Here is a 25,495-nt window from a genome sequence, read left to right as displayed (position 1 = left end):
TTTCACCTTTCCCTCACGGTACTGGTTCACTATCGGTCGCTGAGGAGTACTTAGGCTTGGAGGGTGGTCCCCCCGTGTTCAGACAGGATTACACGTGTCCCGCCTTACTCGTGGATACATCATCGCATTACTCGTACGGGGCTATCACCCTCTGAGGCCCAGCTTTCCTGACTGGTTCCGATTGTCTTTGATGTATCACTGGCCTGGTCCGCGTTCGCTCGCCACTACTAACGGAGTCTCGATTGATGTCCTTTCCTCCAGGTACTTAGATGTTTCAGTTCCCTGGGTTCGCTTAAAACCTCCTATTTTATTCGGAAGTCTCATACCTTCTCTTGATAACCGGAAATCCAAAACCTCGCGGTCTGATTTCTTCCATTTCTGGTCGAACCCCAAAACACAAGGTCTTGGAGTTCCGGCTATCGAAGGTGGGTTTCCCCATTCGGAAATCCGTGGATCAAAGCTTCTTCGCAGCTCCCCACGGCTTATCGCAGCGTAGCACGTCCTTCATCGCCTCTCAGCGCCAAGGCATCCACCGAACACCCTTAAGGCACTTGATTGCTCTCATTATCAATGTCCACACACTCGGCAGAATGTTGTCTGCACAATTGCCTTGCGGCGCACGCCCTCGATGAGCGCTATGTGCAGCCGGACATTGACTAGAAAGACCAGCTTGCTTCGTAAGATCGGCCCGATAGCGAGGCGGTCAAGCTTCGCTACAAAGATCGTTTTACAACTCGCTCATCTCACTCATCTTGCGATGAGCTGCGATGCGCGAGCGCCGAAAACGATCTGGAGATTAGGAATGGTACCCGCGAATTGCTTCGCTGGATCCAAACTCGGATCGATCTCCTCTTTACGATGTCAGAAAACACGCACGTCACCGTCCATCCGGACCAATGAGTGCGAAGTGATGTTTCGCGGACGAATTTGAACAGAGCTTCTTAAGCAGGGCGCATTCTCGAGCTTCAATTCCATCTGGTGGAGCCAGACGGGATCGAACCGACGACCTCATGCTTGCAAAGCACGCGCTCTCCCAGCTGAGCTATGGCCCCGTACCAGAAGACGAATGCTCACATTGAGCCCGCCGTCGCCCTTTGGGCTATGCCGGGCACACTTCGCTTCGTCTGCTACGTGGCCGCGCCACGCGTAGCCGACGGCGAAGCGTGGTGGGCCTGGGAAGACTTGAACTTCCGACCTCACGCTTATCAAGCGCGCGCTCTAACCAACTGAGCTACAAGCCCCTAACACGAGAGACATGCCGGCGCGCATCCGACGTGAAGTCGATGCATCGCACAGCGCTCAGCCCCTGGCGCGTGTTCGTCCGCGAAGAAAGAGAAACGAAGACGGCGAAATCCCGCCGATGGAGCTCAACAATCCTGAAATTGTTGGCCCCTGAATGTTTCTAAAACGATCCGATAGTGAGCGTGAGCTCGCTGAAGGATCATCCTTAGAAAGGAGGTGATCCAGCCGCAGGTTCCCCTACGGCTACCTTGTTACGACTTCACCCCAGTCGCTGACCCTACCGTGGCCGGCTGCCCCCTTTCGGTTAGCGCACCGTCTTCAGGTAAAACCAACTCCCATGGTGTGACGGGCGGTGTGTACAAGGCCCGGGAACGTATTCACCGTGGCGTGCTGATCCACGATTACTAGCGATTCCAACTTCATGGGCTCGAGTTGCAGAGCCCAATCCGAACTGAGACGGCTTTTTGAGATTTGCGAAGGGTCGCCCCTTAGCATCCCATTGTCACCGCCATTGTAGCACGTGTGTAGCCCAGCCCGTAAGGGCCATGAGGACTTGACGTCATCCCCACCTTCCTCGCGGCTTATCACCGGCAGTCTCCTTAGAGTGCTCAACTAAATGGTAGCAACTAAGGACGGGGGTTGCGCTCGTTGCGGGACTTAACCCAACATCTCACGACACGAGCTGACGACAGCCATGCAGCACCTGTCTCCGGTCCAGCCGAACTGAAGAACTCCGTCTCTGGAGTCCGCGACCGGGATGTCAAGGGCTGGTAAGGTTCTGCGCGTTGCGTCGAATTAAACCACATGCTCCACCGCTTGTGCGGGCCCCCGTCAATTCCTTTGAGTTTTAATCTTGCGACCGTACTCCCCAGGCGGAATGCTTAAAGCGTTAGCTGCGCCACTAGTGAGTAAACCCACTAACGGCTGGCATTCATCGTTTACGGCGTGGACTACCAGGGTATCTAATCCTGTTTGCTCCCCACGCTTTCGTGCCTCAGCGTCAGTATCGGGCCAGTGAGCCGCCTTCGCCACTGGTGTTCTTGCGAATATCTACGAATTTCACCTCTACACTCGCAGTTCCACTCACCTCTCCCGAACTCAAGATCTTCAGTATCAAAGGCAGTTCTGGAGTTGAGCTCCAGGATTTCACCCCTGACTTAAAGACCCGCCTACGCACCCTTTACGCCCAGTGATTCCGAGCAACGCTAGCCCCCTTCGTATTACCGCGGCTGCTGGCACGAAGTTAGCCGGGGCTTATTCTTGCGGTACCGTCATTATCTTCCCGCACAAAAGAGCTTTACAACCCTAGGGCCTTCATCACTCACGCGGCATGGCTGGATCAGGCTTGCGCCCATTGTCCAATATTCCCCACTGCTGCCTCCCGTAGGAGTTTGGGCCGTGTCTCAGTCCCAATGTGGCTGATCATCCTCTCAGACCAGCTACTGATCGTCGCCTTGGTGAGCCATTACCTCACCAACTAGCTAATCAGACGCGGGCCGATCTTTCGGCGATAAATCTTTCCCCGTAAGGGCTTATCCGGTATTAGCACAAGTTTCCCTGTGTTGTTCCGAACCAAAAGGTACGTTCCCACGCGTTACTCACCCGTCTGCCGCTGACATATTGCTATGCCCGCTCGACTTGCATGTGTTAAGCCTGCCGCCAGCGTTCGCTCTGAGCCAGGATCAAACTCTCAAGTTGGACTTGAAACCTTTGAACCGGCTGATCACAACGTTTGACGAGGTCCCACCATTCTTCGTCGACCGAAGTCAACGAGCCGCCCGCGATTCACATCGTTGGCAGCGATGGTGTAACCTTTGAAACGTGTACCGCCGAAGTCTTTCGTCCACTCCCAGAAGTCAAAAGCCGAAGCTTTCGAGTATTCCGAGAGACGCAAGGACTCCGCCGTCCACGTTTCTCTTTCTTCATCTTCACTTGTCAAACAGCCCGGGATCCGACGACCCCACACCCTTAGAGGGTGGTTCTACCCTTCACCGGCAGACAGTGAACCTCAACCGATTTATGTCGGTTGTTGTGTCACTCATCTAAGTGAGGAGCATCAGAGGCGCGTTCGCTCGCCTTGGTCAGTGACCCGGCGGCGCCGCGCTCAGTGGTTGGTTTATAGTCCGCCCCCCTCGGGATTGTCAACGGCCATTGTCAACAAAACGTCGTACGCCGAAATCGCTTGAGCAGTGCGAAGAAATTCTCATTCTTTCCGTGACTTAGGTCGGTGGTAAAAATTCGCCACCCGACCCGCGTGGTAAAAAACTTGAAAAAAAGTTTGGCGCCGAAGCGCCCGTCAGGCCCCTCGGAACGGGTTCCAGGCCGCTCGAGGCGGGGCGGCAGCACCAACCTGCTGCAGGAAACTTTTCCATCCCAAATGCCGCACTTGAGCCACAATCCTGCGACGTTCTGGCTATAAGACAAGCACTGAACCGCTCGTAACCTGTGGGGGCACGGGTGGTTTTTCTGGGGGACCAGGCGAATTCTTCGAGAACCCGTCGCCTCTTCCCTACACGGCCGAGCAATATCGAGAGATCTGCACACCATTGACGTTCGAGAGTGCGGCCAGCGAATGGCCATCGTCTTCTCGACTTCGATGCGTGTGGCTCGCCATACTGCCGAGATTCCGCTTCAGGGGATCAAGGTGGCGACGAGGACGAGCAGAGGACGATCGCAGTTGCTGGAATTTGGGGGGATATCGGGTTGAGCCAACGGGCGTCACGCGGAAGCGGCATTGGGCGCGAGACCGGGATGATCGATCTCGGTCACGAACCGCCGCTTTCAGTCGACGGCACCGAGGCCGCGGTGATCGATCGCCGCCGTGTCTCCGTTCAATGGTTCAGCGGCACCATTCTCACCGGTCTCTGTGGCGCAGCTCTGATCGGCGGCGCCGTTTTTGCGTCGCTCGATGGCGAGATGACCTTCGCCAAGGTGCCGGAGCGCGTCGAAGGCGCGCTGCGCGGCGCCTTCACCGGCAACGATCGCGTCGTCAGCCTGCATAAGGGCGACCGCCTGCCGCCGCCGAGCGAATCGTCAGCCTCCCGCAGCCTGGTGCGCGTGTCGACCGTGACCCGCGTCGGCAATCGCGACGTGATGCGGGTGCGGCCCTTCATCCGGATTTCCGGCAATCTCTCGATGACCACGAGCGATCTGTCGTCCAAGATACCGGCGTTCAACGCGCAGCGTCTGTTGACCGATGTCGGCTCCGACACGCCGGCTGCGGCCGAGGATCCGAATGCGGCGGCGTCCGCCGAACCCGACGCCGAGGTCTCCTTCGTCACCAAGGATCTCGGAGCCGTGCTGCCGAAAGCCAAGCTGGCCGCGGTCGTCGCACTCGACGACATCCTGATGCGGGTCCGCGACGCCGCCAACTGGCGCGGCTCCGGCAATTCCGTGCGCTACGCCTCACTCGCCAATGCCGCGGCCGATGCCACCGGCGCCGGCCCCGATATCAGGATGGCCTACGCCACCGAGGGCAACACCTCCGATCCCTATGCGGGCTTCGAGACCCGCGTCGTGCCGGAAAACGTCACGCTGCTGCCGAAGACCAAGGAGCAGGTCACCGGCGGCAATCCGGTCGGCGAACGGGTTCACCTCGTCAAGAAGGGCGACAGCATCACCTCGATCCTGCGCGATCAGGGCGCGACGCCAGACGAGGCGAAGGCGATTGCCGCAACGCTCGGCCCGCGCGGCCGCGACGGCGGCCTGAAGGAAGGCCAGAAGGTGCGGATCCTGATGGCGCCGGCAGCTCCCGGACCGAATGTCAGGCTGCAGCCCTATCGCGTCATCGTCGCCAACGATGCCGTGGTCGAAGCCGTCGCCGCGCTGTCCGATCTCGGCAAATACGTCGCCGTCGACGTGCAGAGCATGAACACCACGACCGACACCGCCGACAATTCCAGCGACGACGACGAGGATGATGGCAGCGGCGTGCGGCTCTATCAGAGCATTTACGAGACCGCGCTGCGCAACAAGGTGCCGCCGACCGTCATCGAGGACATGGTCAAGATCTACTCCTATGACGTCGATTTCCAGCGCAAGGTCCAGCCCGGCGACTCGTTCGACGTGTTCTTTGCCGGCGAGGACGAAGGCGTCACCAGCACCGAAAAGACCGAAGTGCTCTACGCCGCGCTGACCGTCGGCGGCGAAACCAAGAAATACTATCGCTTCCAGAGCTCGGATGACGGCCTCGTCGACTACTATGACGAGACCGGCAAGAGCGCGAAGAAGTTCCTGGTGCGCAAGCCGGTCAACAACGCGATCATGCGTTCGGGCTTCGGCGGCCGCCGCCACCCGATCCTCGGCTACGTGAAGATGCATACCGGCGTCGACTGGGCCACCGCCTACGGCACGCCGATCTTCGCATCCGGCAACGGCGTGCTCGAGAAGGTCGGATACGAGGGCGGCTACGGCAAATATATCCGTATGAAGCACTCCAATGGCTACGAGACGGCCTACGGCCACATGTCGGCCTTCGCCAAGGGCATGGAGATCGGCAAGAAGGTGCGACAGGGCCAGGTGATCGGCTTCGTCGGCTCGACCGGCCAGTCGACCGGCCCGCACGTCCACTACGAAATCCTGGTCAACGGCCGATTCGTCGACCCGATGCGTGTGAAACTGCCGCGCGGCCGATCGCTCGAAGGTCCGATGCTGGCGAGCTTCGAACAGGCCCGCGACAAGATCGAAGCCCAGATGGCGAGCCGCGGCAGCTCGCGCATCGTCTCGGATGCCACGAGCTCGACGTCGCAGACCCGCTCCATCACCAACCGCTGATCAGTCCGCCCATCAGGAGTGATCCACAGGGCGAGGCCCTCCCCGCGGCATGCGGAGAGGGCCTCCATTGTTGCGCTAGTCGCGCTCAGTTCAGCTTGCGCTTCGAGACCGGAGCATCGAACTGCACGATCTCGGCGGTCTTGGGCACCTGACCGTTGAAGGTCAGCACATTGCCCTTCTCCGAAATCAGCACGCGATCGCCGTCCTTGACCTCGCCGGCGAGGATCATCTCGGCCAGCGGATCCTGCACGCTGCGCTGGATCACCCGCTTCAAGGGGCGGGCGCCGTAAGCCGGATCCCAACCCTTCTCCGCGAGCCAATCCCGCGCCTTCGGATCGAGCGTGAGCTCGATCTTGCGATCCTCGAGCAGCCTGGTGAGCCGCGCGAACTGGATCTCGACGATGCGCCCCATCTCGCTCTTCTGCAGGCGATGGAACAGGATGATCTCGTCGATCCGGTTCAGGAATTCCGGCCTGAAATGCGCCCGCACGACGCCCATCACCTGGTCGCGGACCGCCGCGGTGTCCTCGCCTTCCGGCTGATTCACCAGGAATTCCGAACCGAGGTTCGAGGTCATGATGATCAGCGTGTTGCGGAAGTCGACGGTGCGGCCCTGACCATCGGTCAGGCGGCCGTCGTCGAGCACCTGCAGCAGCACGTTGAAGACGTCGGGATGCGCCTTCTCGATCTCGTCGAACAGCACGACCTGGTAGGGCCGGCGCCGCACGGCTTCGGTCAGTGCACCACCCTCGTCGTAGCCGACATAGCCGGGAGGCGCGCCGATCAGCCGCGAGACCGAGTGCTTCTCCATGAACTCGGACATGTCGAGCCGGACCATCGCGGTCTCGTCGTTGAACAGGTCAGCGGCGAGCGCTTTTGTGAGTTCGGTCTTGCCGACGCCGGTCGGGCCCAAGAACATGAACGAGCCGGTCGGCCGGTTCGGATCCTGCAGGCCCGCACGGGCACGGCGCACGGCGGTTGCCACCGCACGCACCGCTTCGGCCTGACCGACGACGCGCTTGGCGAGACTGTCCTCCATTTTCAGGAGCTTGTCCTTCTCGCCCTCGAGCATCTTGTCGACCGGCACGCCGGTCCAGCGCGAGACGACCTGCGCGATGTGGTTGGCGGTGACCGCCTCCTCCATCATCTCGCCGCCGCCATGCTTGCTTTCGCTCGCCTCGATATCCGCAAGCTTCCGCTCCAGCTCGGGGATCCGGCCATAGGCCAGTTCGCCCGCCTTCTGGAATTCGCCGCGACGCTGCGCATTGGCCAGCTCGACGCGGAGCGCATCGAGTTCGCTCTTCAGCTTCTGGGCGTTGGAGAGCTTGTTCTTCTCCGCGCTCCAGCGCGCCGTCAGCGCCGCCGACCGCTCCTCGAGCCCGGCGAGCTCCTTCTCCAGCGTCTGCAGACGGCTCTTCGAGCCGGCGTCGTTCTCCTTCTTCAGCGCCTCCTGCTCGATCTTCAGCCGGATGATGTCGCGATCCAGCGAATCGAGTTCTTCCGGCTTGGAATCGACCTGCATCTTCAGCCGCGCCGCCGCCTCGTCCATCAGATCGATGGCCTTGTCGGGCAGGAAGCGGTCGGTGATGTAGCGGTTCGACAGCGTGGTCGCGGCCACCAACGCGGAGTCGGTGATGCGCACGCCGTGGTGCTGCTCGTATTTGTCCTTGAGGCCACGCAGGATCGAGATGGTGTCCTCGACCGTCGGCTCGCTGACATAGATCGGCTGGAAGCGGCGGGCCAGCGCCGCATCCTTCTCGACGTGCTTGCGGTACTCGTCGAGCGTGGTCGCACCGATACAGTGCAGCTCGCCGCGCGCCAGCGCCGGCTTCAACAGGTTGGACGCGTCCATCGCGCCGTCGGCCTTGCCGGCGCCGATCAGCGTGTGCATCTCGTCGATGAACAGGATGATGCCGCCCTCGGCGGTCGAGACCTCCTGCAGCACGGATTTCAGCCGCTCCTCGAACTCGCCGCGATATTTCGCGCCGGCGATCAAGGCGCCCATGTCGAGCGACAGCAGCTTCTTGTCCTTCAGGCTCTCCGGCACGTCGCCGTTGAGGATGCGCAGCGCCAGGCCCTCGACGATCGCGGTCTTGCCGACGCCGGGCTCACCGATCAGGACGGGATTGTTCTTGGTTCGCCGCGACAGCACCTGGATGGTGCGACGGATCTCCTCGTCGCGGCCGATCACCGGATCGAGCTTGCCGTCGCGCGCCGCCTGGGTCAGGTCGCGGGCATATTTCTTCAGCGCGTCATAGGCGTTCTCGGCGGTCGCGCTGTCAGCGGTGCGGCCCTTGCGCAGCGCTTCGATCGCCGCGTTCAGGTTCTGCGCCGTGACGCCGCCCTTGCTGAGGATGGAGGCCGCCTCGCTGCCCTTCTCGAGCGTGAGCCCGAGCAGCAGCCGCTCGACGGTGACGAAGCTGTCACCGGCCTTGTCGGCAGCTTTCTCGGCCGCATCGAAGGCACGCGCCAGTTCCGGCGACAGGTAGACCTGCCCGGCACCACCGCCCGAGACTTTCGGCAGCTTGTTCAGCGCCTCTTCGGTCGCCTTCAGGATCGCTCTGGAATTGCCGCCGGCGCGGTCGATCAGACCGCCGGCGAGCCCCTCATTGTCGTCCAGCAGCACCTTCAACAGATGCAAGGGTGAGAATTGCTGGTGACCGTCGCGCATGGCGAGCGACTGGGCAGACTGGATGAATCCGCGCGAGCGCTCGGTGTACTTCTCAATGTTCATTCGTTTTCCCTCGGCCTGCCGTCACCACCCCTTCAGGCATGACAACGGCATCTTCATTGGGTTTCCGCGGGCCGCGTTGACGTTCCTCAACCAGCCTCTGGTCGTCGCCATCATTTTTCAGGCTTGCCGCAGATGTGGGCACTTGGTTCCGAAACGGAAGAGCCTCTCTGCGATTTCGCCCGGTGAATCTCAGCGCCGCGCGATGGCGACAAGGTAGCGGCAGGGCTGAGCAGTCTCATTGCGGAAGACGATGTCCGACGGCGGCCCGAGCTCGACGCGGTCACCCGCAGCGAGCTCGTGGCGCTCCGTCCCCTCCATCAAGACGAGGCGGCCGCTGATCACCCAGACCACCTGGCGGATCAGGTGATAGGCGCTGGCAGGAAAGCCGGCTTCCTGGTTGGCAGGCAGCTCGACCTCGACCAGCTCCAGCGGATTGGCCGGATGCAGGAACACCTGCCGCCGCAGATAGGCCGCCTTGGGATCGCGCCACACCGGCTGATCCTTGGCCCGCTGCAGGCGGGAACTGTGCGAGGCAACCTCGAACAGCGCGGCCATGGTCAGGCCATAGGCCGTGGCGATCCGCGACAGCGTCGCCGCCGTCGGGCTCGCCTCCGCCCGCTCGATCTTGCTCAGCATGGCCTTGGACACGCCTGCCCGCCCGGCGAGTTCCGCCAGCGACCAGCCGCGGCCCTCCCGTTCAGCGCGAACCCGCCGCCCGAGCGCTTCATCGGCATTGTCTTCTATAATTGACATATCGTCTTATATAGTAGACGATGGGGTTCGTTCAAGAGGCTTGTCGAGGAAGACCAATGATGATCCGCCCCGCCACCGAGCAGGACATCCCCGCCATCACCGCGATCTTCAATGAGGCGGTCGTCAACTCGAACGCGATCTGGACGGAGAAGCAGGATACCGAGGCCGAGCGGTTGGCCTGGATGAAGGCCCGGCTGGCGCTGGGCTACCCGGTGCTGGTCGCGGCCGAAGGGCCTGTGGTGCTCGGCTACGGCACCTTCGGCGATTTCCGGGCCTTCCCCGGTTACCGCTACAGCGTCGAGCACAGCGTCTACATCCACGTCGATCATCGCGGCCGCGGCCTTGGCCGCGTCATCGTCGATGAGCTGGTGGCTGCGGCGAACGCGCTGGGCAAGCACGTCATGATCGCAGGTATCGACGGCGGCAATCCGGCCTCGCTGCGGCTGCACGCCCAAGCCGGCTTTGTCGAGGTCGCGCGGATGCCGGAGGTCGGGCGCAAGTTCGGCCGCTGGCTCGAACTCGTCTTCATGCAGCGCGTGCTGGATGCGCCGGGAGCATCGCGGCCCGACTAGCAGCCTTCGCATTGGCGGTGGTTCTCCTCGCCGGCCAAACAGGCTAGAGCGAGCGGATGGACAACACACGCGCCTCCTCCGCCACGATCACCGGCATCTTTCGCTATCCCGTCAAGGGCCTGACGCCCGAGCCGCTGCCCCGCGCCGATCTCAAGGTTGGCGAGACGCTGCGCTCCGATCGCCGCTACGCGATCGAGAACGGGCCGAGCGGTTTCGATCCCTCGGCGCCGACATGGCTGGCGAAGCCGCATTTCCTGATGCTGCAGCGGGACGAGTGGCTGGCGCCGCTGCGCGCCCATTTCGACGACGACAGCCACGTGCTGACGCTGCGCCGGGACGGCGCGATGGTGGCCCAGGGCGATCTCGAGACGGAGGCCGGGCGTGCGGCGATCGAGCGCTATTTCGCCGATCGTCATGCCGGCCAGATCAAGGGCCCGCCCAAGGTGCTGGTGAGCCCCGGGCACAGTTTCTCCGACGTGCCGCGCAAGGTGGTCTCGATCATCAACCTGGCGAGCCTGCGGGCGATCGAGGAGATGGTGCAGGCGCCGGTGCATCCGCTGCGCTTTCGCGCCAACCTCTATGTCGAGGGCTGGCCGGCCTGGCATGAGGCCAGCCTGCTCGACCAGACCATTGCGATCGGCAGTGCGCGGGCAAAAGTTGTGAAGCGGATCACACGTTGTGCCGCGGTCAATGTCGATCCCGAGACCGGCGCGCGCGACCTCTCGGTCCCGAACACGCTGATGCAGCGCTTCGGCAACAACGAATGCGGCATTTACGCCGAGATCATCAGCGATGGCGGCGCGGCCATCGGCGACACGATTGCCGCGGAACCGCAATAGGTCACGCCGGGTTCCATATTCCTTGATGACTGCATAGGCGCGCGGCGCATTGCAATGCTTGGTTGCGTGCAATAGACTTCACTCGACATATTGAATTGCAGCAAATTTGTCGAAATTGATTGCACGGGGTCGCCATGAGCATGATCATGGTTTCGTACCGGCGGGTCGATCAGGACACAGCGGGCCGCATCGCAGACCATTTGATCGAGAAGTACGGTGAGCGATCCGTCTTCTTCGACGTCAACAGCATTCGTACCGGCGCGAACTTCGTCGATCGGATCGCCAAGGCCATCGTCGCCTGCGACGTCGTCATCGCCGTGATCGGTCCGCACTGGATCGGCAGGAGCGATGACGGGAAACCCACGCGTCTGGAGGACCCCGCCGATTCCGTGCGTTTCGAGATCGAGACGGCGTTGAAGCACAACAAGACGCTGCTGCCGCTGCTGGTGAACGGCGCAACCATGCCGGAGGCGGCCGAGCTGCCGGAATCGCTTCGCTTCCTGCACTTCTGCAACGCTGCCCGGGTCGATTCGGGCCAGGACTTTCGCATGCACATGACCCGCCTGATCGACACGATCAACGAGGTCCTGAACGAAGCCGGGCGATCGCCGCTGCGTCAGGTTTCGCCGATCAGGCGCTACTGGAAGTACGGCGCAGGCGTTGCCGCCGCCGCGTTGGCGCTGGCGGTCTGGACCGTCGGGCCCGCGTTCGAACATACGGTGGTGAAGTCGGGCGGACAGGATGATCAGGCCACCGTCGGGCGCACGACCCCGCCCGCCGTTCCGGCCTCCGTCACCCAGCGCGCCAAGGCACATGACGGCTTTCTGTTTCCCGATTCCGACCGGCGATTTCTCGGTGACGCCGATCTCAAGGACATGTCGGCGATCGAGCTGCGCGTCGCGCGAAACGAGATTTTCGCGCGGCATGGCCGGTTCTTCAAGGATCAGGTGCTGGCAAACTACTTCTCGCAATTCGCCTGGTATCAGCCCGCCGCGGTCGAAGTTCCCTTGAGCAACCTCGAGGCCACCAACGTCGACACTATCGAGGCGAAGGAGCACGGGAAGTGAAGCCGAACGAATTGCCACCGCTCCCCGCATTCCCGGGGAGAGGTGGAGAGTGCCGCCTCAGTTCGTCGGCATCACATAGGCATAGATCCGGCCGCGCGAGACCGGCGCCTCGCGGACGCGGTGACTGCTGTTGCCCGAGATCATGATCGGATTGCCCCTGGCGTCGACGCCGGTGATGATGCCGACATGGCCGCCGCCGCGGCGGCCCATCACGGCGATCGCGCCGACCTGCGGCCCCGAGACGCGCGTGCCGTATTTGGCGAACGAACTCGCCATGTCGGACCCGGTGCCGCGATGACCGGTCTGCTGCAGCACCATGTTCATGAAGCGTGCACACCATAGGCTGGAGCGGCCGGTCGGGTTGCCACCGCCGAGATAGCGGCGCGCCGTGTCGACGATGCCGGATGAGCCGAAGCCGCCTGTCGCGCTCGCCTCAATGTTCGACGCAGCGGGTATTGCGGCGGCATTGGCCTCGCCAGAACCGCCCGCCTGCATCCGGGCGCGACGCTCGGCGCGCGACAGCCGCGCGGTGTGCCGGTGGTGATGATGGGCGGAATGCCGCGCGTGATGGCCGGCATGAGCCGAATACGCGTGACGCTGATGGTGCGGACGAGCCGATGCCGAAGAAACCGAAATGACGGCGAGGGTGAGCGAACACAGAGCCAGCGCCAAAACTCGAAGCGACCGGCGATACGCAAGCAACTGAACCATACTTCACGAGATCCTCTGTAACGCCCCCACTTCCCCGTCGCGTTCCCTGCGAAACGCGGCGGTGGGTTTGAAAGTCGGGATGTGGCGGGAGCAGGATTTGGTGTGACGGCACCAAAACGATTTCTGGGTCATTCCGCGCAAATTCCATGACGAAAATAGTCAGAACTGCCGCATTGCCGCCGCGGAAATTAATTGCAAGTCTGGGGGTGGCCAACGAGAGGAGAATTTCAATGCCCTACGCCACGACGAAAGATCATGTCCGGCTGCATTTCGAGGAGGCAGGCAGCGGGACCCCGATCATCTTCCTGCACGAGTTCGCAGCTGATCACACCAATTGGGAACCGCAGCTGCGCTACTTCGCGCGCGCCCACCGCTGCATCGCCTATTCCGCGCGCGGCTACACGCCGTCGGACGTGCCGCCGAACGCCGACGTCTACACTTACAAGCATTTCTACACCGATGCGCTCGCGGTGCTCGATCATCTCGGCATCGCGAAAGCGCATTTCGTCGGCCTTTCGATGGGCTCCTATTCGTCGCTGCAGGTCGCGCTCAACGCGCCTGAGCGCGCGCTGTCGATGACGCTCGCCGCGGTCGGCTCCGGCTCAAGCCTCGAGAATCTCGATGCGTTCCGCGCGCAATGCCGCGCCAATGCCGAGCAATACGAGGCGATCGGCGCGGTCGAGGTCGCCAAGGTGACGCGGGAGGCGCCGAGCCGGATTCCGTTCCTGATCAAGGATCCGCGCGGCCACGCCGATTTCTATGCCGCGCTGGCGCGCCACGACGCCAAGGGCTCGGCCAACACGATGCGCAGCTTTCAGGGCGCGAGGCCCTCGATCTACACCATGACCGATGCCATCAAACGCGTGCCGACGCCGGCGCTGATCCTGTGCGGCGACGAGGACGACAATTGCATCGCGCCGAGCCTGTTCCTGAAGCAGCATCTGCCGGCCGCCGGGCTGTCGTTCTTCCCGAAGTCGGGCCACGTGCTCAATCTCGAGGAGCCGGCGCTGTTCAACGAGATGGTGGAACGCTTCATCGCGCTGGTCGAGGCCGGCCGCTGGCCGGCGCGCGATCCGCGGTCGCTGGTGGCGGCGGTGGTGTAGGCCGTCATTCCAGGGCTCGCGAAGCGAGAGCCCGGAATCCATTGGGCCGCAGAGTTCGTGGATAAATGGATTCCGGGCTCGATGCTACGCATCGCCCCGGAATGACGCCAAAGGTGGCGTCACTTGCCCCCGCCCCGACTGAGCAGGAACACGCCCTGCTCGCCGAACATGTTCCACACCCACCATGGCAGGTTGAGCGGCACCGGGCGGCCGTAGAGATCGAGCGCCACCGCGCGCTCCATCTTGACGTTGATCTCCTCGCAGAGCTGCACGAAATCCTTGATGGTGCAGAAATGGATGTTGGCCGTGTCGTACCAGCTCGCGGGCAGATTCTCGGTGCGCGGCATGTGACCGCCGATCAGGAGCTGCAGCCGCATCTTCCAGAACCCGAAATTCGGGAACGAGACGATGGCGCGCTGGCCGATCCGCAGGAGATTCTCCAGCACGACCTTCGGCTGTCGCGTCGCCTGCAGGGTCTGCGACAGGATCACATAGTCGAACGCATCATCGGGATAGTTGACGAGGTCGGTGTCGGCATCGCCCTGCACCACCGCGAGCCCCTTGGCGACGCAGCCATTGACGCCCTCGCGCGACAATTCGATGCCGCGGCCGTCGATGCCGCGGCTCTCCAGGAGCTGCAGCAATTCGCCGTCGCCGCAGCCGACGTCGAGCACGCGCGAGCCCGGCCGCACCATCTCGGCGACCAAAAGATGATCCCTGCGATAGCCGCCGCCGGTCCGCTCCGGCGCGACACCGGGCAACGGCAATGTCTGCTGCATGCTCATGACCGGCCGTCATCCTTCAGTCCGCGCGCTTTGCCTGCGGCCAGCAGGAAAGCGCGGGAAATGTCGAGGAATTCGGGCACGTCGAGCAGGAAAGCATCGTGTCCCCTGTCGGTCTCGATCTCGGCGAACGACACCCGCGCGCTCGACGCGTTCAGCGCGTGCACCAGCGCGCGCGATTCCGAGGTCGGAAACAGCCAGTCGCTGGTGAACGACACCACGCAGAACCGGGTCTTGATGCCGGCGAACGCCTTCGCCAGCACGCCGTTATGGTCGGCCGCGATATCGAAATAGTCCATTGCACGCGTCAGATAGAGATAGGAGTTGGCGTCGAAGCGCTCGACAAAGGACGAGCCCTGGTAGCGCAGGTAGCTCTCGACCTGGAAGTCCGCGTCGAACGAGAAGGTCGGCAGCTCGCGGTCCTGCATCCGCCGCCCGAACTTGCGATGCAGCGCCGCGTCCGAGAGATAGGTGATGTGCGCGGCCATCCGGGCCACCGCCAGGCCGCGATGCGGATGGGTGTCCTCGTCGACATAGCGGCCGCCGCGCCAGTCCGGATCGGCCATCACGGCCTGGCGGCCGAGCTCGTGGAACGCGATGTTCTGCGCCGAGTGACGGGTCGAGCAGGCGATCGCGAGCGTCGCGAACACGCGCTCCGGATAGGCCGCGGTCCATTGCAGCACCTGCATGCCGCCCATCGAGCCGCCGACCACGCAGAACAGCGTCGTGATGCCGAGCCGGTCGATCAGCATCGCCTGCGCGCGCACCATGTCGGGGATGGTGATGATCGGGAAATCGAGCCCCCACACTTTGCCGGTCGCGGGGTTGAGCGACGCAGGGCCCGTCGAGCCCATGCAGCCGCCGATCACGTTGGAGCAGATGATGAAGTATTTCTCGGGATCGATCGGCCTGCCGGCGCCGACCATGGTGTCCCACCAGCCGGGCTTGCCGGTGACGGGATGGGTGTTGTTGACGTGCTGATCGCCGGTCAGCGCATGGCAGATCAGGATCGCATTGGACTTGTCGGCATTGAGCTCGCCATAGGTCTGATAGGCGATCTGGAACGGTGCGAGATCGATGCCGCAGTCGAGCCTCAGCGGCTGATCCATGCCGAACTTCGCCACCAATGACGACGGATGATCGGCCTCATGGGCGCGATCATCGCTCTGGGTTTGCGGGCTCGGTATCGGACGCACGTTGCTCATCTAGGCGACCCTGCCCTCGCGCGGGAGGGCCTCAGCGGACCTCAGGCCATAAAAAACCCGGCCTGAACAAAGGTTCGGCCGGGAGCTGACTGTCCCCGGCCTGTTTAGCGAGTTGTTTAACGTGGCTGCAAGCCGGCCGGCTCAAATGACCACGGAGTAGCCGAAACCTAGTCCCGAGGTCTCCCGACGTCAAGCCAGCCGCATCGCCGGCTGATTGGTTAACCGATTGCGCAACGCACGGCTGCGACGTTTCTCTTTGCTTTCGGTGGCCGTCTTTCCTAATCAGGAGCCCTGTCTGACGCGGCATCGGGCCGCTCGGACGACAAGGTTTGAGAGCATGTCCAACCCACCCCCGTCGCCGCCTACGCTGCAGGAGCTGCGCAAGGAGATCGATGCGATCGACGAACAGGTTCACCGCCTGCTGATGGCGCGCGGCGACATCATCGACCGCCTGATCCAGGTCAAGAAGACCCAGGAGGTGGGCTCGGCGTTCCGTCCGGCGCGCGAGGCCAGCATGATGCGCGAGCTGGTGCAGCGCCATCGCGGCATCCTGCCGCTCGACACCATCGAGGGCATCTGGCGGGTCATCATCTCGACCTTCACCTATGTGCAGGCGCCATTCGCCGTGCATGCCGATGTCTCCGTCGGCGAGCAGGCGATGCGCGACTCGGCGCGGTTTCACTTCGGCTTCGTGGTGCCCTACGTCTCGCATTTCAGCGCCCAGGCCGCGGTCGAGGCGGCGGCGAAATCGAAGGGCGATCTCGCGCTGGTCTCCGCGATCGCGAGCCGCACGCCGTGGTGGAATGCGCTGGAGGCCGATGGCGCGCCGAAGATCATCGCGCGGCTGCCGTTCCTCGAACGCGCCGACCATCCCGCCGCGCTGCCGGTGTTCCTGATCTCGCGGGTCGCCGACGACGCCATGGTGACGGAGGTGCAGACCTGGAGCGTGCGCGTCTCCGGCTGGAACGCCGACGTCGCCCGCGCGCTGGCGCCGCTCGCCGAGATCGTGGCGGTCCCCGACACCGCCTTCGACGGCGCGGCGCTGCTGGTCTCGGTCGCCGGGCAAGGCCCTGAGAGCAAGGGTTTCGAGGCCATCAAGCTCGCCTTGATCAAGGCCGGCGCCTCGGTGCGCTCTTCGGCCCTCGTCGGCAGCCACGCAACGCGCTATACGGTGCCCTCTAACGGATCGGCCAAGAGCTAGATTAAGCATCGGCCCGTCCGCCCATCGGAGTAGATGATGTCCCGCCCTGTGCCGAACCCCGGCATTCTCGATATTGCGCCCTACACACCCGGCAAGAGCCCGGTGCCGGAACCGGGCCGCAAGGTGTTCAAGCTGTCCGCCAACGAGACGCCGTTCGGGCCGTCGCCGCAGGCGATCGCGGCCTACAAGGCCGCGGCTGACCATCTCGAGGACTATCCGGAGGGCACCTCGCGTGTGCTGCGCGAGGCGATCGGCCGCGCCTACGGCCTCGATCCCGACCGCATCATCTGCGGCGCCGGCTCCGACGAGATCCTCAATCTGCTGGCGCACACCTATCTCGCGCCCGGCGACGAGGCGATCTCGACCACCCACGGCTTCCTGGTCTACCCGATCGCCACCATGGCGAACGGCGCCAGGAACGTGATCGCGGCCGAAAGCAATTTCACCGCCGATGTCGACGCCATCCTCAAGGTGGTGACGCCGCGCACAAAACTGGTCTGGCTCGCCAACCCGAACAATCCGACCGGCACCTACATCCCGTTCGACGAGGTCAAGCGGCTCCGTGCCGCCTTGCCCTCAAATGTGCTGCTGGTGCTCGACGCGGCTTACGCCGACTACGTCTCGCGCAACGACTACGAGCTCGGCATCGAGCTGGTCGCGACCACCGACAACACGGTGGTGACGCACACCTTCTCCAAGATCCACGGCCTCGCCGCGCTGCGGGTCGGCTGGATGTTCGGCCCGGCGCATATCGTCGATGCCTGCAACCGGATCCGCGGCCCGTTCAACGTCACGACCCCTGCGATGCTGGCGGCGGTGGCGGCGATCGAGGACACTGCGCACGTGCAGATGTCGCGGACCCACACCGAACAATGGCGCAACTGGCTGACCGAGGAGATCGGCAAGCTCGGCCTCAAGGTGACGCCGAGCGTCGCCAATTTCGTGCTGATCCACTTCCCGACCGACAAGGGCAGGACCGCCGCCGAAGCCGACGCCTATCTGACGCGACGCGGCCTCGTGCTGCGCGCGCTCAACAATTACAAGCTGCCGCATGCGCTGCGCATGACCATTGGCACCGAGGAAGCCAACCGCCTCGTGGTCGAGGGGCTGCGCGACTTCCTGGCCGGAACCGGAAAGTGACGACGTGACCACGGCTCCGCTTTTCAACCGCATCGCGCTGATCGGCTTCGGGCTGATCGGCGGCTCGATTGCGCGCGGCGCGCGCGCGCAGGGCCTCGTCGGCGAGATCGTGACCACCGCGCGCTCGGAGAAGACGCGCGCGCGGGTCGCCGAGCTCGGCATCGTCGACCGCGTCGTCGCAACCAATGTCGAGGCCGTCAGGGATGCCGATCTCGTCATCCTCTGCATCCCCGTCGGCGCCTGCGGCCCGGTCGCGGCCGAGATCGCCGCTCATCTCAAGCCCGGCGCCATCGTCTCCGACGTCGGCTCGGTGAAGGGCGCCGTCGTCAAGGACATGGCGCCGCATCTGCCTGAAGGCGTGCATTTCGTCCCCGCGCATCCGGTCGCCGGCACCGAGAACTCCGGTCCGGATTCCGGCTTCGCCGAGCTGTTCATCAACCGCTGGTGCATCCTGACGCCGCCGGAAGGCGCCGATCCCGCCGCGACCGACCGGCTGCGCGCGTTCTGGGCCGCGCTCGGCGCCAAGGTCGAGATCATGACGCCGGATCATCATGACCTCGTGCTCGCGATCACCAGCCATCTGCCGCATCTGATCGCCTACACCATCGTCGGCACCGCCGACGAGCTGGCGCAGGTGACGGAATCCGAGGTCATCAAGTTCTCCGCCGGCGGTTTCCGCGACTTCACCCGCATCGCGGCCTCGGACCCGACGATGTGGCGCGACGTGTTCCTCGCCAACAAGGACGCCGTGCTCGAGATGCTCGGCACCTTCACCGAGGATCTGTCGAAGCTGACCCGCGCGATCCGCCGCGGCGACGGCGAAGCGCTGTTCGACCACTTCACCCGTACCCGCGCCATCCGCCGCGGCATCGTCGAGACCGGCCAGGACTCCGCCGCGCCCGACTTCGGCCGTCCGCACGCGAATTTGCAGAAGTAGCAGTCGGGCACGCAGCTTTCCCCACATCGTCGTCCTGACGAAAGCCAGGACCCATAACCACCGCATTTGCTTGCGAACGGGGATCGTGGTCCCAGCGTCGCACAACAATTGCGATTTGGGGTAATGGGTCTCGGCCTTCGCCGGGACGACGATGAGGATGGTTCTCGATTCAAGATATCAAACACACGGCGTCGTCGCAGCACCGTAGGATGGGTAGAGCGCAGCGAAACCCATCATTGGCGCAGCGAGTGTGATCGATGGGTTTCGCTGCGCTCTACCCATCCTACAATTCCGAACGACTTACGCCGGCGGCAGGCCGAGCGATTGCGCGGCCTCCATCCAGACCGGCAATTCGCGCTGATAGAGCGCATTGCTGTCCTTGAAGCCGATTGCGGGCTCGAGCACGAAGGTCGCGAGCACCTCCTTCACCCTCGGATCGTTGTTGGCGGCGACGCAGAGCTCGGCGAGCCGATCGACGATCGGCTGCGGCGTCGCCTTCGGCAAGGCCCAGCCGGAGAAGCCGCTCACGGTGAAGAATTTCGATGTCGTGCCCTGTTCGGGCAGCGTCTTGATCTCGGGGATCGCATCAACCTTCTTCGCGTGCACGGCGAAGACGACGCCGCGGCCACTTTGCAGCACGGTCTGCGCCGCGGTGTAGCTGCCCATCGCAACATCGAGCGTGCCTTCCGCCAAGCCCGTCCACATCGGCGCTTCACCGCGATAATGGATCGGCTCGATGTTGAGGCCGTATTGCTTGTTGAGCTCGTTGATCGTCATGTGCGGGGCGGAGCCCGCGCTGTAGGTGCCGAAGTTCACCTTGCCGCTGCTGCGCGCATACGCGACGAATTCCGCGAGCGTCTTGACGCCGAGTTTCGGGCTCGCGACCAGCAGCAACCCGCCGCCCGGAATGACGCTGACCAAGGTCAGATCCTTGTCCATGTCGTAGCCGGGGTTCTTCATCATCGCCCGGTTCATCACATAGGTAGTCGAGATCGAGCACAGGATAGTGTGCCCGTCGGGCGCTGAGCGCGCGACTTCCGCGGCGCCGATCGAACCGGACGCGCCGGCCTTGTTCTCGATGACGACGGTTTGCCCGACCTGCCTCGCGATGAACTCGCCGAAGGCGCGCGCCAGGAGGTCGGTCTGTCCGCCGGCCGGGTAGCTGCAGATCATGCGGATCTGCCGCGACGGCCACGCGCCCTGCGCCGAGGCCCCGCGCGACAGCCAAGGCATCGCGGCCGCCGCAGCACCGGCCGTGATGAGGTGACGGCGGCTAATCTTCGCTGGCATTCTGGTTCCTCCCCGATTTTTCGGTGAGGGTATCGTATCGGCGGGTCGCAGCTACGGGACAGATTGGCGCAGCAGGGCACGCTCACCGTCGCAACCGTTGATCCCGGATCGGCCCCGCCGACATCGCGGCAACCTTCTGCGTTGGCCGCCGGCGACCGAGCAGGCCGGCGGTTGCCAGCATGACAATGCCGCCGAACCACCACGAGCCGATCACGAACTCCCAGGCCCGCGGCGGAATCTCGTCGAAGATGATGCCGTAGACCGACACCAGCGCAGCCAGCGCGGCGAGGAAGATGCCGCCAGCGCTCATGAGCTCGACGGCATCGATGCGCCCGGTGGCGCGCATCGGCGGCCGCGGAACATCGATGCCGAGATAGAAGCCGACGGCACCGATCACGATCGTCGTCGCGATGAAGGCCAGCGTACCGAAGAATGCGATGTGCCCCCTCGCGAGCTGGGCGGCAACGAAGGTGCCGCCCATGGCGCCGGCCATCGCCAGGCCGGTTCGCTGCAGCACATGCGCGGCGCGGCTGACCATCAGCAACTCGCGAGCGATCATGGCCCTCTCCTTTCTGCTCACGATCCTCATGTGCGGTCTCCTTTGACGGCCCTGCGCGCGCTCTCCGTTGCTACGGCGAGAACGGGTAGTAGCGGATCTGCGACATGATGATGTGGTCGTCGGTCCTCGGCGCGCCGCCGACACCTGCGAAGGCGAAGCGCTGGTTGTAGGAGTACTGGATGCCGGCCTTGATCGCCCCGTAATCGCCCTTGAAGATCGTGTCATAGAAGCCGGCGGTGTATTGCCTGACCTCCGAGGTGTTGCCGTTGCAGGTCGCGGCCGGCGAGTTCTCGATGTTGCAGCCGAGATTGTTGTAGAGCGGATTGCCGTAGCCGAACGGCACCGTGCCGACATTGGAGAACGTCGGCTTGGTCTTCTCGAGGCCGGCATAGGCGTAGAGATCGAGCGACGGCGTCGTGTGCCAGACCGTGCCGAGCAGGAATGCGGTGATCGGCAGCGGCTGGATCGTGCCGTCCTGGCGCACCGTGGCGTCCGGGAACGGCGCCGCGGTGAAGCGGCCGAGCGCGCCGTGCGACGCGGAGCCTTGCAGCTCCAAGAGCTTCGGCACGATCTCCGCCGAGAAATGCCCGCCGAAGCTCACCGTGCTGACGTCGTGATTGGCGAAGTTGAAGCGATCGTAGAAGTCGCGGTACATCGCCCAGCCCTCGACATGCAGCTTGTAAGCGCCGAGCCGCGGATCCCAGGCGCCCTTCACGGTGAAGTCAGGCACGTGATTGAGGCTGACATTATTGGCGTTGTTGAAGAAGCTGCCGCCCGGCCCGGTGAGGTTGACCAGCAGGTTCGGATTGAGCACGCCCTGCGGCCCGACCGCGGGCGTGCCGACCAGCGGCGCGTTGCCGCCGAAGAACGAGGTCTGCGGATTTTCCGCCGAGACGGCGAGCTTGAATTCGGGCCCGATATCCTGCCAGACGCGGATGCCGGGCTGCCGCGCCGCGAGGAAGCCGGGCACCGATTCGAAATCGATCACGCCGGGCGCATCGACGCCACGCGGATCGATACCCGCCTTGCTCGGCGCGTTCAGCGACCAGCTCTGACCGGCAAGGACGTGCAAGCCGAGATCGCTGCGGCTGATCTCGACACTGGCCTGCCGCAGCCGGGGGTTGAAGGAGTTGGTCGCGACCGAATTCGCCGTCTGTGCGGCTCCCTCGAGATCCAGTTCGCCATAGCCGGCGACGCGGGTGTTGGCGAACACCTCGGCTTCCGCAAGCACCGAGAAACGGGTTTGCCGCGCCGAGAAGCGCGACTCGCCGGTGTTGAAATTCTTGCTCTGCGGGAACGGAATGAAGGCGTAGACCGAGCCCGTGTCGGAAGCAAGATTGCGGGTGCGGTAGATGCCGGTGAGATCGACCCAGCCGCCGAAGGTGAAGGTCACGCCCTTGTAGCAGAGCTTGCCCGATGCGCAGGGATCGAACGGCACCGGCGCCTTGGCCGCCATCCTCGTGTCTTGCATCGCGCTCTGTCGTGCTGCCAGCGCCTCCTCCTTGCGGGCCTGCACTTCCATCTTCTGTTCGAGCTGCCTGAGACGTGCCTTCAGGGCCCGCAGCTCGGACGCATCGTCTTCCGCCAACACTGGACCTGTCGACAGCAGCATGCTGCCGAGCAGAATTCCCCCGAGAATTCGCATCGCTTCCTCCACACGAGGTTGTTTCCTCAGGCGAGAGAGAGCGGTACTCGGGGAATGATATTCGCGGCGGCCCGCAAGATTGCGGTCACGTTTTTCTCATCGCGGCCGCGGGAATAGATTGCCGTGATGGACGATATCGCGCGCGAGGGTTTAATGAATCGTGGGGTGGATCAGCGAAGCGCAATGCGCCGCACAGCCGGCGCTGAAGGACGGCGGATGACGCGTTGCGGCAAATCCGCCCTGCGAAGCGGCAAGGCCGACGTCGCGCCTTGGCGTGAGTTTTTCTCGCGCTATGCGCGAGTTTTTACCGGATTGTCCGGCTCGGATTTTGGCGGTACGTCCATGTCGCGGTCAGGCGATCAACAGGGGCACACAACATGGCGGACGGCACGAACATTCGGACTGGCCAGTGCCATTGCGGCACCGTGCGCTTCGAGGTGGCGCTCAGCGACGGCTTCAACTCGATCCGCCGCTGCACCTGCTCCTACTGCCGCATGCGCGGCGCCGTCGTCGCCATGGCCGAGATGGGCGGGATCAGATTCCTGCAAGGCGAGGACGCGCTGACAAGCTACCGCTTCCATACCGGATCGGCGCAGCACTTCTTCTGTTCCCGCTGCGGAATCTACACCCATCACCAACGGCGGTCCGACCAGAACCTCTATGCCGTCAACGTGGCCTGCCTGGACGGGGTCAGCCCGTTCGATTTCCCTGACGTGCCGGTCATGGATGGCGTCAATCACACCAACGACACCGGCAAGCCGACGCGTCGCGCCGGCACGCTCCGCTTCATCCCGGCCGACTGAGCACGCTGCTCAGAACAGCGGCGGGATCTGCGCGACCTTCAGCGGGCCCAGAAACACCGCGCCGTCGGCGAAGCGGAGCGGGAAGCTGCGCGCTTTCTTGCCTTCGAGCGTGGCCTCGGTGCCGAGCGAATTGATGCCGGCGGAGATGCCGGCATTGGCGTTCTGCTTGATCACCTTGCCGAGGCCGGGGATCGCGCGATCCAGCGCGCCGAACAGATTGCTGAGGTCCTGGCTCTTTACGCCAGGCGCGACGCGATCGAGCGTTGCCTGCGGCACGCCGTCCTCCAGCATCTTGTCGATGCCGAGCGCGGGAATGACACGCTCGAGGCCGGCGACCGTCATCTGCAACTCGCCCTCGATGCGGCCTTGCGCGTTGAGGCGCAGTGTGCCGGCCGCGACCGACAGCACGTCGCCCTGTTCGATCCGCGACTGCTGGATCTCGACGCTGCCGCCGGCGGCCTGGATCTCGCGGAAACGATCCGGCCACGGCTTCGGCGAGAAATCCTTCAGCCCGTTCAGGCGCGCATGGATGTCGGCGTTGAACGGCTGGGTGAGCAGCGGATGCACCTCCTGCAAGGTACCGCCGGCAATCTGCAACACGGCCTCGATCGCGGGGTTATCCGGCGCCGAACCCTCGACCTGGCGGCCATGCAGCTCGATGTGATTGACGCGCATCAGCGGCGTCGGCGCGGCACCGCCGGTGCGATCGATGGCGAGATCGTCGAACACCAGCGAGGCGCGCTGCGGCACCGCCGGCAGGCCGACCACGCTGGCGCGTCCGAGGCGCCAGTCGACCGACAGCGTCGGCTGCGCGTTGCGCTCGGCGACCGTGGCCGGGCCCTTGAACTCCGCGATCACGAGTTTGGGATCGTAGATCTGCGCCACGACCAGAATCTCGGCCAGCCGCGCCACGAACGACATCTGCGGCGAGGCGGTCTGCGACACCAGCATCACGCTCGGCTGCTCGCAGCGGATCTCGAGCCGGAACGGGTAACCCGCCACCGAGCGCCTGTCGCAATCATAGACCCGGCCGGCTTTCGCCTCCTGCGCGCGCCAGGCATCGGCCTGCACGCCGACCTGCGAGGCGGCGAAGAACCAGAAACCGCTCCACAGCACCGCGGCGATCAGGACCGCGACGGGGACGGCATAGAGGCCGAAGCGCGAGCGGCGGCGGGGAGCAGAGGTCGAATCGGACATGCGGCGTCCTTTGGAGCGCGAATTTGTCAAAATCTAAGCGGCAGCAGGCCGCGGGCAAGCCTTACGCAACCTTCGCGCAACCCTCCCGCAACCCTTGGAAACATCACGGAATCTGCTTCGCTTCGACGGCCCGTTCTGCTAGCCCATCTGCGCGATGTCAGCAAATCCTCCCCATTCCGAAACCGACGGCGACCTCTGGGTGTTCGGCTACGGCTCGTTGATGTGGAAGCCGGGCTTCGAGTTCCTGGAGCAGGTGCCGGCGCGGCTGATCGGCGAGCATCGCGCGCTCTGCGTCTATTCGTTCGACCATCGCGGCACGCCGGAGAAGCCAGGCCTGGTGCTCGGGCTCGACCGCGGCGGCGCCTGCCGCGGCATCGCGTTCCGCGTCGCCGCCCGCCTGCGCCACGACACCATCGCCTATTTGCGAGCGCGCGAGCAGACCACCAATGTCTACCGCGAGGTGATGCGCTCGGTGTGGCTGGAGAACGCGGCACGCGATCGGGTCTCGGCGCTGGCCTACGTGGTCGATCGCGGCCATGTGCAATATGCCGGGCGGCTGTCGCTGGCCGAGCAGCAGCGCCTGGTGCTGCAGGGCTATGGCCGCTCCGGCAACAACCGCGACTATGTGCTCTCGACCGTCGCCGCGATCGAGAAGCAGGGCCTGCGCGACGCGCAGCTGCACCAGCTCGCGGCGATGCTGCACGACGCAGGCCCGCTGCATCGGGATGCGCGTGCGGCGGATGACGTGGATCCGAACTGAGGCGCGGCCGGACGGCGATATCGCTGCATCAGGCTGATCTCGTAGGATGGGTGGAGCGCAGCGATACCCATCAACCGCATCCACGCAATGAGGCGATGGGTATCGCCTCGCTCCATCCATCCTACGCAAATCGTCCGCGCGCCCCCTCTCCATCAGCTGCCTCGATCGGGCTTTGTAAACGG

At 64.0% G+C, this 25,495-nt stretch carries 19 protein-coding genes, 2 tRNA genes, 2 rRNA genes and 1 riboswitch (1 of these 24 running past the window's edge); of the genes, 10 read left to right on the top strand and 13 right to left on the bottom strand.

What is annotated here, in order from left to right:
* The 4 genes from ACTUWL_RS20680 to ACTUWL_RS20665 form a co-directional block, all read right to left on the bottom strand.
* Nucleotides 1–557 (bottom strand): 23S ribosomal RNA (locus tag ACTUWL_RS20680) (it extends 2,289 nt beyond the left edge of the window).
* Between the two features lie 419 nt (nucleotides 558–976).
* Nucleotides 977–1,052: transfer RNA gene (locus ACTUWL_RS20675), tRNA-Ala, on the bottom strand.
* Between the two features lie 112 nt (nucleotides 1,053–1,164).
* Nucleotides 1,165–1,241 (bottom strand) — tRNA-Ile (locus tag ACTUWL_RS20670).
* A gap of 210 nt (nucleotides 1,242–1,451) precedes the next feature.
* Nucleotides 1,452–2,940: ribosomal RNA gene (locus ACTUWL_RS20665) — 16S ribosomal RNA — on the bottom strand.
* Together the 16S and 23S rRNA genes with 2 tRNA genes alongside form the textbook arrangement of a ribosomal RNA operon.
* Nucleotides 2,941–3,945: 1,005 nt before the next feature.
* Here ACTUWL_RS20665 and ACTUWL_RS20660 point away from each other — a divergent pair.
* Nucleotides 3,946–6,015, top strand: a complete 2,070-nt coding sequence (locus ACTUWL_RS20660) for a M23 family metallopeptidase (protein ID WP_035653518.1) — start codon at nucleotides 3,946–3,948, stop codon at nucleotides 6,013–6,015.
* A gap of 85 nt (nucleotides 6,016–6,100) precedes the next feature.
* Here ACTUWL_RS20660 and clpB read toward each other — a convergent pair whose 3' ends face one another.
* Together clpB and ACTUWL_RS20650 are read right to left on the bottom strand one after the other, a co-directional pair.
* On the bottom strand, nucleotides 6,101–8,749 hold the full coding sequence (gene clpB, locus ACTUWL_RS20655; RefSeq protein WP_106940477.1) for an ATP-dependent chaperone ClpB: 2,649 nt from the start codon (nucleotides 8,747–8,749) through the stop codon (nucleotides 6,101–6,103).
* 189 nt (nucleotides 8,750–8,938) lie between these two features.
* On the bottom strand, nucleotides 8,939–9,502 hold the full coding sequence (locus ACTUWL_RS20650) for a helix-turn-helix domain-containing protein (RefSeq protein WP_021079490.1): 564 nt from the start codon (nucleotides 9,500–9,502) through the stop codon (nucleotides 8,939–8,941).
* A gap of 56 nt (nucleotides 9,503–9,558) precedes the next feature.
* Between ACTUWL_RS20650 and ACTUWL_RS20645 the strand changes: the two genes are divergently transcribed.
* The 3 genes from ACTUWL_RS20645 to ACTUWL_RS20635 all read left to right on the top strand — a co-directional run bounded on the left by ACTUWL_RS20645 (nucleotide 9,559) and on the right by ACTUWL_RS20635 (nucleotide 11,980).
* Nucleotides 9,559–10,074 (top strand): GNAT family N-acetyltransferase, encoded by a 516-nt coding sequence (locus ACTUWL_RS20645; RefSeq protein WP_021079489.1) that lies wholly within the window; start codon nucleotides 9,559–9,561, stop codon nucleotides 10,072–10,074.
* 56 nt (nucleotides 10,075–10,130) lie between these two features.
* The gene (locus tag ACTUWL_RS20640) at nucleotides 10,131–10,913 is read left to right on the top strand and encodes an MOSC domain-containing protein (RefSeq protein WP_021079488.1); all 783 of its coding nucleotides are present in this window, start codon (nucleotides 10,131–10,133) and stop codon (nucleotides 10,911–10,913) included.
* A 134-nt stretch (nucleotides 10,914–11,047) separates the two neighbouring features.
* Nucleotides 11,048–11,980 carry a YARHG domain-containing protein gene (locus ACTUWL_RS20635; RefSeq protein ID WP_106940478.1) on the top strand — a complete coding sequence of 311 codons (933 nt, stop codon included), beginning with the start codon at nucleotides 11,048–11,050 and terminating at the stop codon, nucleotides 11,978–11,980.
* A 57-nt stretch (nucleotides 11,981–12,037) separates the two neighbouring features.
* Here the strand turns inward: ACTUWL_RS20635 and ACTUWL_RS20630 are convergent, their stop codons facing one another.
* On the bottom strand, nucleotides 12,038–12,691 hold the full coding sequence (locus ACTUWL_RS20630) for a TIGR02594 family protein (RefSeq protein WP_035651711.1): 654 nt from the start codon (nucleotides 12,689–12,691) through the stop codon (nucleotides 12,038–12,040).
* A gap of 230 nt (nucleotides 12,692–12,921) precedes the next feature.
* Here ACTUWL_RS20630 and ACTUWL_RS20625 point away from each other — a divergent pair, with 230 nt between their 5' ends.
* The gene (locus tag ACTUWL_RS20625) at nucleotides 12,922–13,794 is read left to right on the top strand and encodes an alpha/beta fold hydrolase (RefSeq protein ID WP_021079485.1); all 873 of its coding nucleotides are present in this window, start codon (nucleotides 12,922–12,924) and stop codon (nucleotides 13,792–13,794) included.
* A 119-nt stretch (nucleotides 13,795–13,913) separates the two neighbouring features.
* Here the strand turns inward: ACTUWL_RS20625 and metW are convergent, their stop codons facing one another.
* On the bottom strand, nucleotides 13,914–14,579 hold the full coding sequence (metW, locus tag ACTUWL_RS20620; protein WP_021079484.1) for a methionine biosynthesis protein MetW: 666 nt from the start codon (nucleotides 14,577–14,579) through the stop codon (nucleotides 13,914–13,916).
* Nucleotides 14,576–15,781, bottom strand: coding sequence for a homoserine O-acetyltransferase MetX (gene metX, locus ACTUWL_RS20615; RefSeq protein WP_021079483.1), 1,206 nt, complete (start codon nucleotides 15,779–15,781; stop codon nucleotides 14,576–14,578). The genes metW and metX overlap by 4 nt, the downstream gene beginning before the upstream one ends.
* Before the next feature lie 83 nt (nucleotides 15,782–15,864).
* A riboswitch (SAM riboswitch) is annotated at nucleotides 15,865–15,944 on the bottom strand.
* 174 nt (nucleotides 15,945–16,118) lie between these two features.
* Between metX and ACTUWL_RS20610 the strand changes: the two genes are divergently transcribed.
* From ACTUWL_RS20610 to ACTUWL_RS20600, 3 genes are read left to right on the top strand one after another with little or no spacing between them, the layout of a single operon-like run.
* Nucleotides 16,119–16,982, top strand: a complete 864-nt coding sequence (locus tag ACTUWL_RS20610; RefSeq protein WP_021079482.1) for a chorismate mutase — start codon at nucleotides 16,119–16,121, stop codon at nucleotides 16,980–16,982.
* A gap of 36 nt (nucleotides 16,983–17,018) precedes the next feature.
* Nucleotides 17,019–18,122, top strand: coding sequence for a histidinol-phosphate transaminase (gene hisC, locus ACTUWL_RS20605; protein WP_021079481.1), 1,104 nt, complete (start codon nucleotides 17,019–17,021; stop codon nucleotides 18,120–18,122).
* Nucleotides 18,123–18,126: 4 nt separating this feature from the next.
* The gene (locus tag ACTUWL_RS20600; protein ID WP_021079480.1) at nucleotides 18,127–19,059 is read left to right on the top strand and encodes a prephenate/arogenate dehydrogenase family protein; all 933 of its coding nucleotides are present in this window, start codon (nucleotides 18,127–18,129) and stop codon (nucleotides 19,057–19,059) included.
* 300 nt (nucleotides 19,060–19,359) lie between these two features.
* Here ACTUWL_RS20600 and ACTUWL_RS20595 read toward each other — a convergent pair whose 3' ends face one another.
* From ACTUWL_RS20595 to ACTUWL_RS20585, 3 genes are all read right to left on the bottom strand, one after another.
* The gene (locus ACTUWL_RS20595; protein WP_021079479.1) at nucleotides 19,360–20,349 is read right to left on the bottom strand and encodes a Bug family tripartite tricarboxylate transporter substrate binding protein; all 990 of its coding nucleotides are present in this window, start codon (nucleotides 20,347–20,349) and stop codon (nucleotides 19,360–19,362) included.
* An 82-nt stretch (nucleotides 20,350–20,431) separates the two neighbouring features.
* A complete protein-coding gene (locus ACTUWL_RS20590; RefSeq protein ID WP_021079478.1) occupies nucleotides 20,432–20,908 on the bottom strand; it encodes a hypothetical protein in 477 nt (158 codons plus the stop codon).
* 70 nt (nucleotides 20,909–20,978) lie between these two features.
* A complete protein-coding gene (locus ACTUWL_RS20585) occupies nucleotides 20,979–22,553 on the bottom strand; it encodes a hypothetical protein (protein WP_021079477.1) in 1,575 nt (524 codons plus the stop codon).
* 377 nt (nucleotides 22,554–22,930) lie between these two features.
* Between ACTUWL_RS20585 and ACTUWL_RS20580 the strand changes: the two genes are divergently transcribed.
* Nucleotides 22,931–23,356 (top strand): GFA family protein, encoded by a 426-nt coding sequence (locus tag ACTUWL_RS20580; protein WP_021079476.1) that lies wholly within the window; start codon nucleotides 22,931–22,933, stop codon nucleotides 23,354–23,356.
* Nucleotides 23,357–23,365: 9 nt separating this feature from the next.
* On the opposite strand, the gene ACTUWL_RS20575 is transcribed toward ACTUWL_RS20580, so the two are convergent.
* A complete protein-coding gene (locus ACTUWL_RS20575) occupies nucleotides 23,366–24,553 on the bottom strand; it encodes a DUF2125 domain-containing protein (RefSeq protein ID WP_021079475.1) in 1,188 nt (395 codons plus the stop codon).
* A gap of 154 nt (nucleotides 24,554–24,707) precedes the next feature.
* Here ACTUWL_RS20575 and ACTUWL_RS20570 point away from each other — a divergent pair, with 154 nt between their 5' ends.
* A complete protein-coding gene (locus ACTUWL_RS20570) occupies nucleotides 24,708–25,313 on the top strand; it encodes a gamma-glutamylcyclotransferase (RefSeq protein ID WP_021079474.1) in 606 nt (201 codons plus the stop codon).
* Nucleotides 25,314–25,495 lie beyond the last annotated feature (182 nt).

This window comes from Bradyrhizobium sp. WCU1 (assembly GCF_053474805.1).
This window is presented reverse-complemented; position numbering and strand designations above follow the sequence as displayed.

Bases quoted from the DNA above. Each gene is read 5' to 3' on its own strand.
- clpB (WP_106940477.1), bottom strand. From the start codon at position 8,749: ATGAACATTGAGAAGTACACCGAGCGCTCGCGCGGATTCATCCAGTCT.
- ACTUWL_RS20650 (WP_021079490.1), bottom strand. From the start codon at position 9,502: ATGTCAATTATAGAAGACAATGCCGATGAAGCGCTCGGGCGGCGGGTT.
- ACTUWL_RS20645 (WP_021079489.1), top strand. From the start codon at position 9,559: ATGATGATCCGCCCCGCCACCGAGCAGGACATCCCCGCCATCACCGCG.
- ACTUWL_RS20640 (WP_021079488.1), top strand. From the start codon at position 10,131: ATGGACAACACACGCGCCTCCTCCGCCACGATCACCGGCATCTTTCGC.
- ACTUWL_RS20635 (WP_106940478.1), top strand. From the start codon at position 11,048: ATGAGCATGATCATGGTTTCGTACCGGCGGGTCGATCAGGACACAGCG.
- ACTUWL_RS20630 (WP_035651711.1), bottom strand. From the start codon at position 12,691: ATGGTTCAGTTGCTTGCGTATCGCCGGTCGCTTCGAGTTTTGGCGCTG.
- ACTUWL_RS20625 (WP_021079485.1), top strand. From the start codon at position 12,922: ATGCCCTACGCCACGACGAAAGATCATGTCCGGCTGCATTTCGAGGAG.
- metW (WP_021079484.1), bottom strand. From the start codon at position 14,579: ATGAGCATGCAGCAGACATTGCCGTTGCCCGGTGTCGCGCCGGAGCGG.
- metX (WP_021079483.1), bottom strand. From the start codon at position 15,781: ATGAGCAACGTGCGTCCGATACCGAGCCCGCAAACCCAGAGCGATGAT.
- ACTUWL_RS20610 (WP_021079482.1), top strand. From the start codon at position 16,119: ATGTCCAACCCACCCCCGTCGCCGCCTACGCTGCAGGAGCTGCGCAAG.
- hisC (WP_021079481.1), top strand. From the start codon at position 17,019: ATGTCCCGCCCTGTGCCGAACCCCGGCATTCTCGATATTGCGCCCTAC.
- ACTUWL_RS20595 (WP_021079479.1), bottom strand. From the start codon at position 20,349: ATGCCAGCGAAGATTAGCCGCCGTCACCTCATCACGGCCGGTGCTGCG.
- ACTUWL_RS20590 (WP_021079478.1), bottom strand. From the start codon at position 20,908: ATGATCGCTCGCGAGTTGCTGATGGTCAGCCGCGCCGCGCATGTGCTG.
- ACTUWL_RS20585 (WP_021079477.1), bottom strand. From the start codon at position 22,553: ATGCGAATTCTCGGGGGAATTCTGCTCGGCAGCATGCTGCTGTCGACA.
- ACTUWL_RS20580 (WP_021079476.1), top strand. From the start codon at position 22,931: ATGGCGGACGGCACGAACATTCGGACTGGCCAGTGCCATTGCGGCACC.
- ACTUWL_RS20575 (WP_021079475.1), bottom strand. From the start codon at position 24,553: ATGTCCGATTCGACCTCTGCTCCCCGCCGCCGCTCGCGCTTCGGCCTC.
- ACTUWL_RS20570 (WP_021079474.1), top strand. From the start codon at position 24,708: ATGTCAGCAAATCCTCCCCATTCCGAAACCGACGGCGACCTCTGGGTG.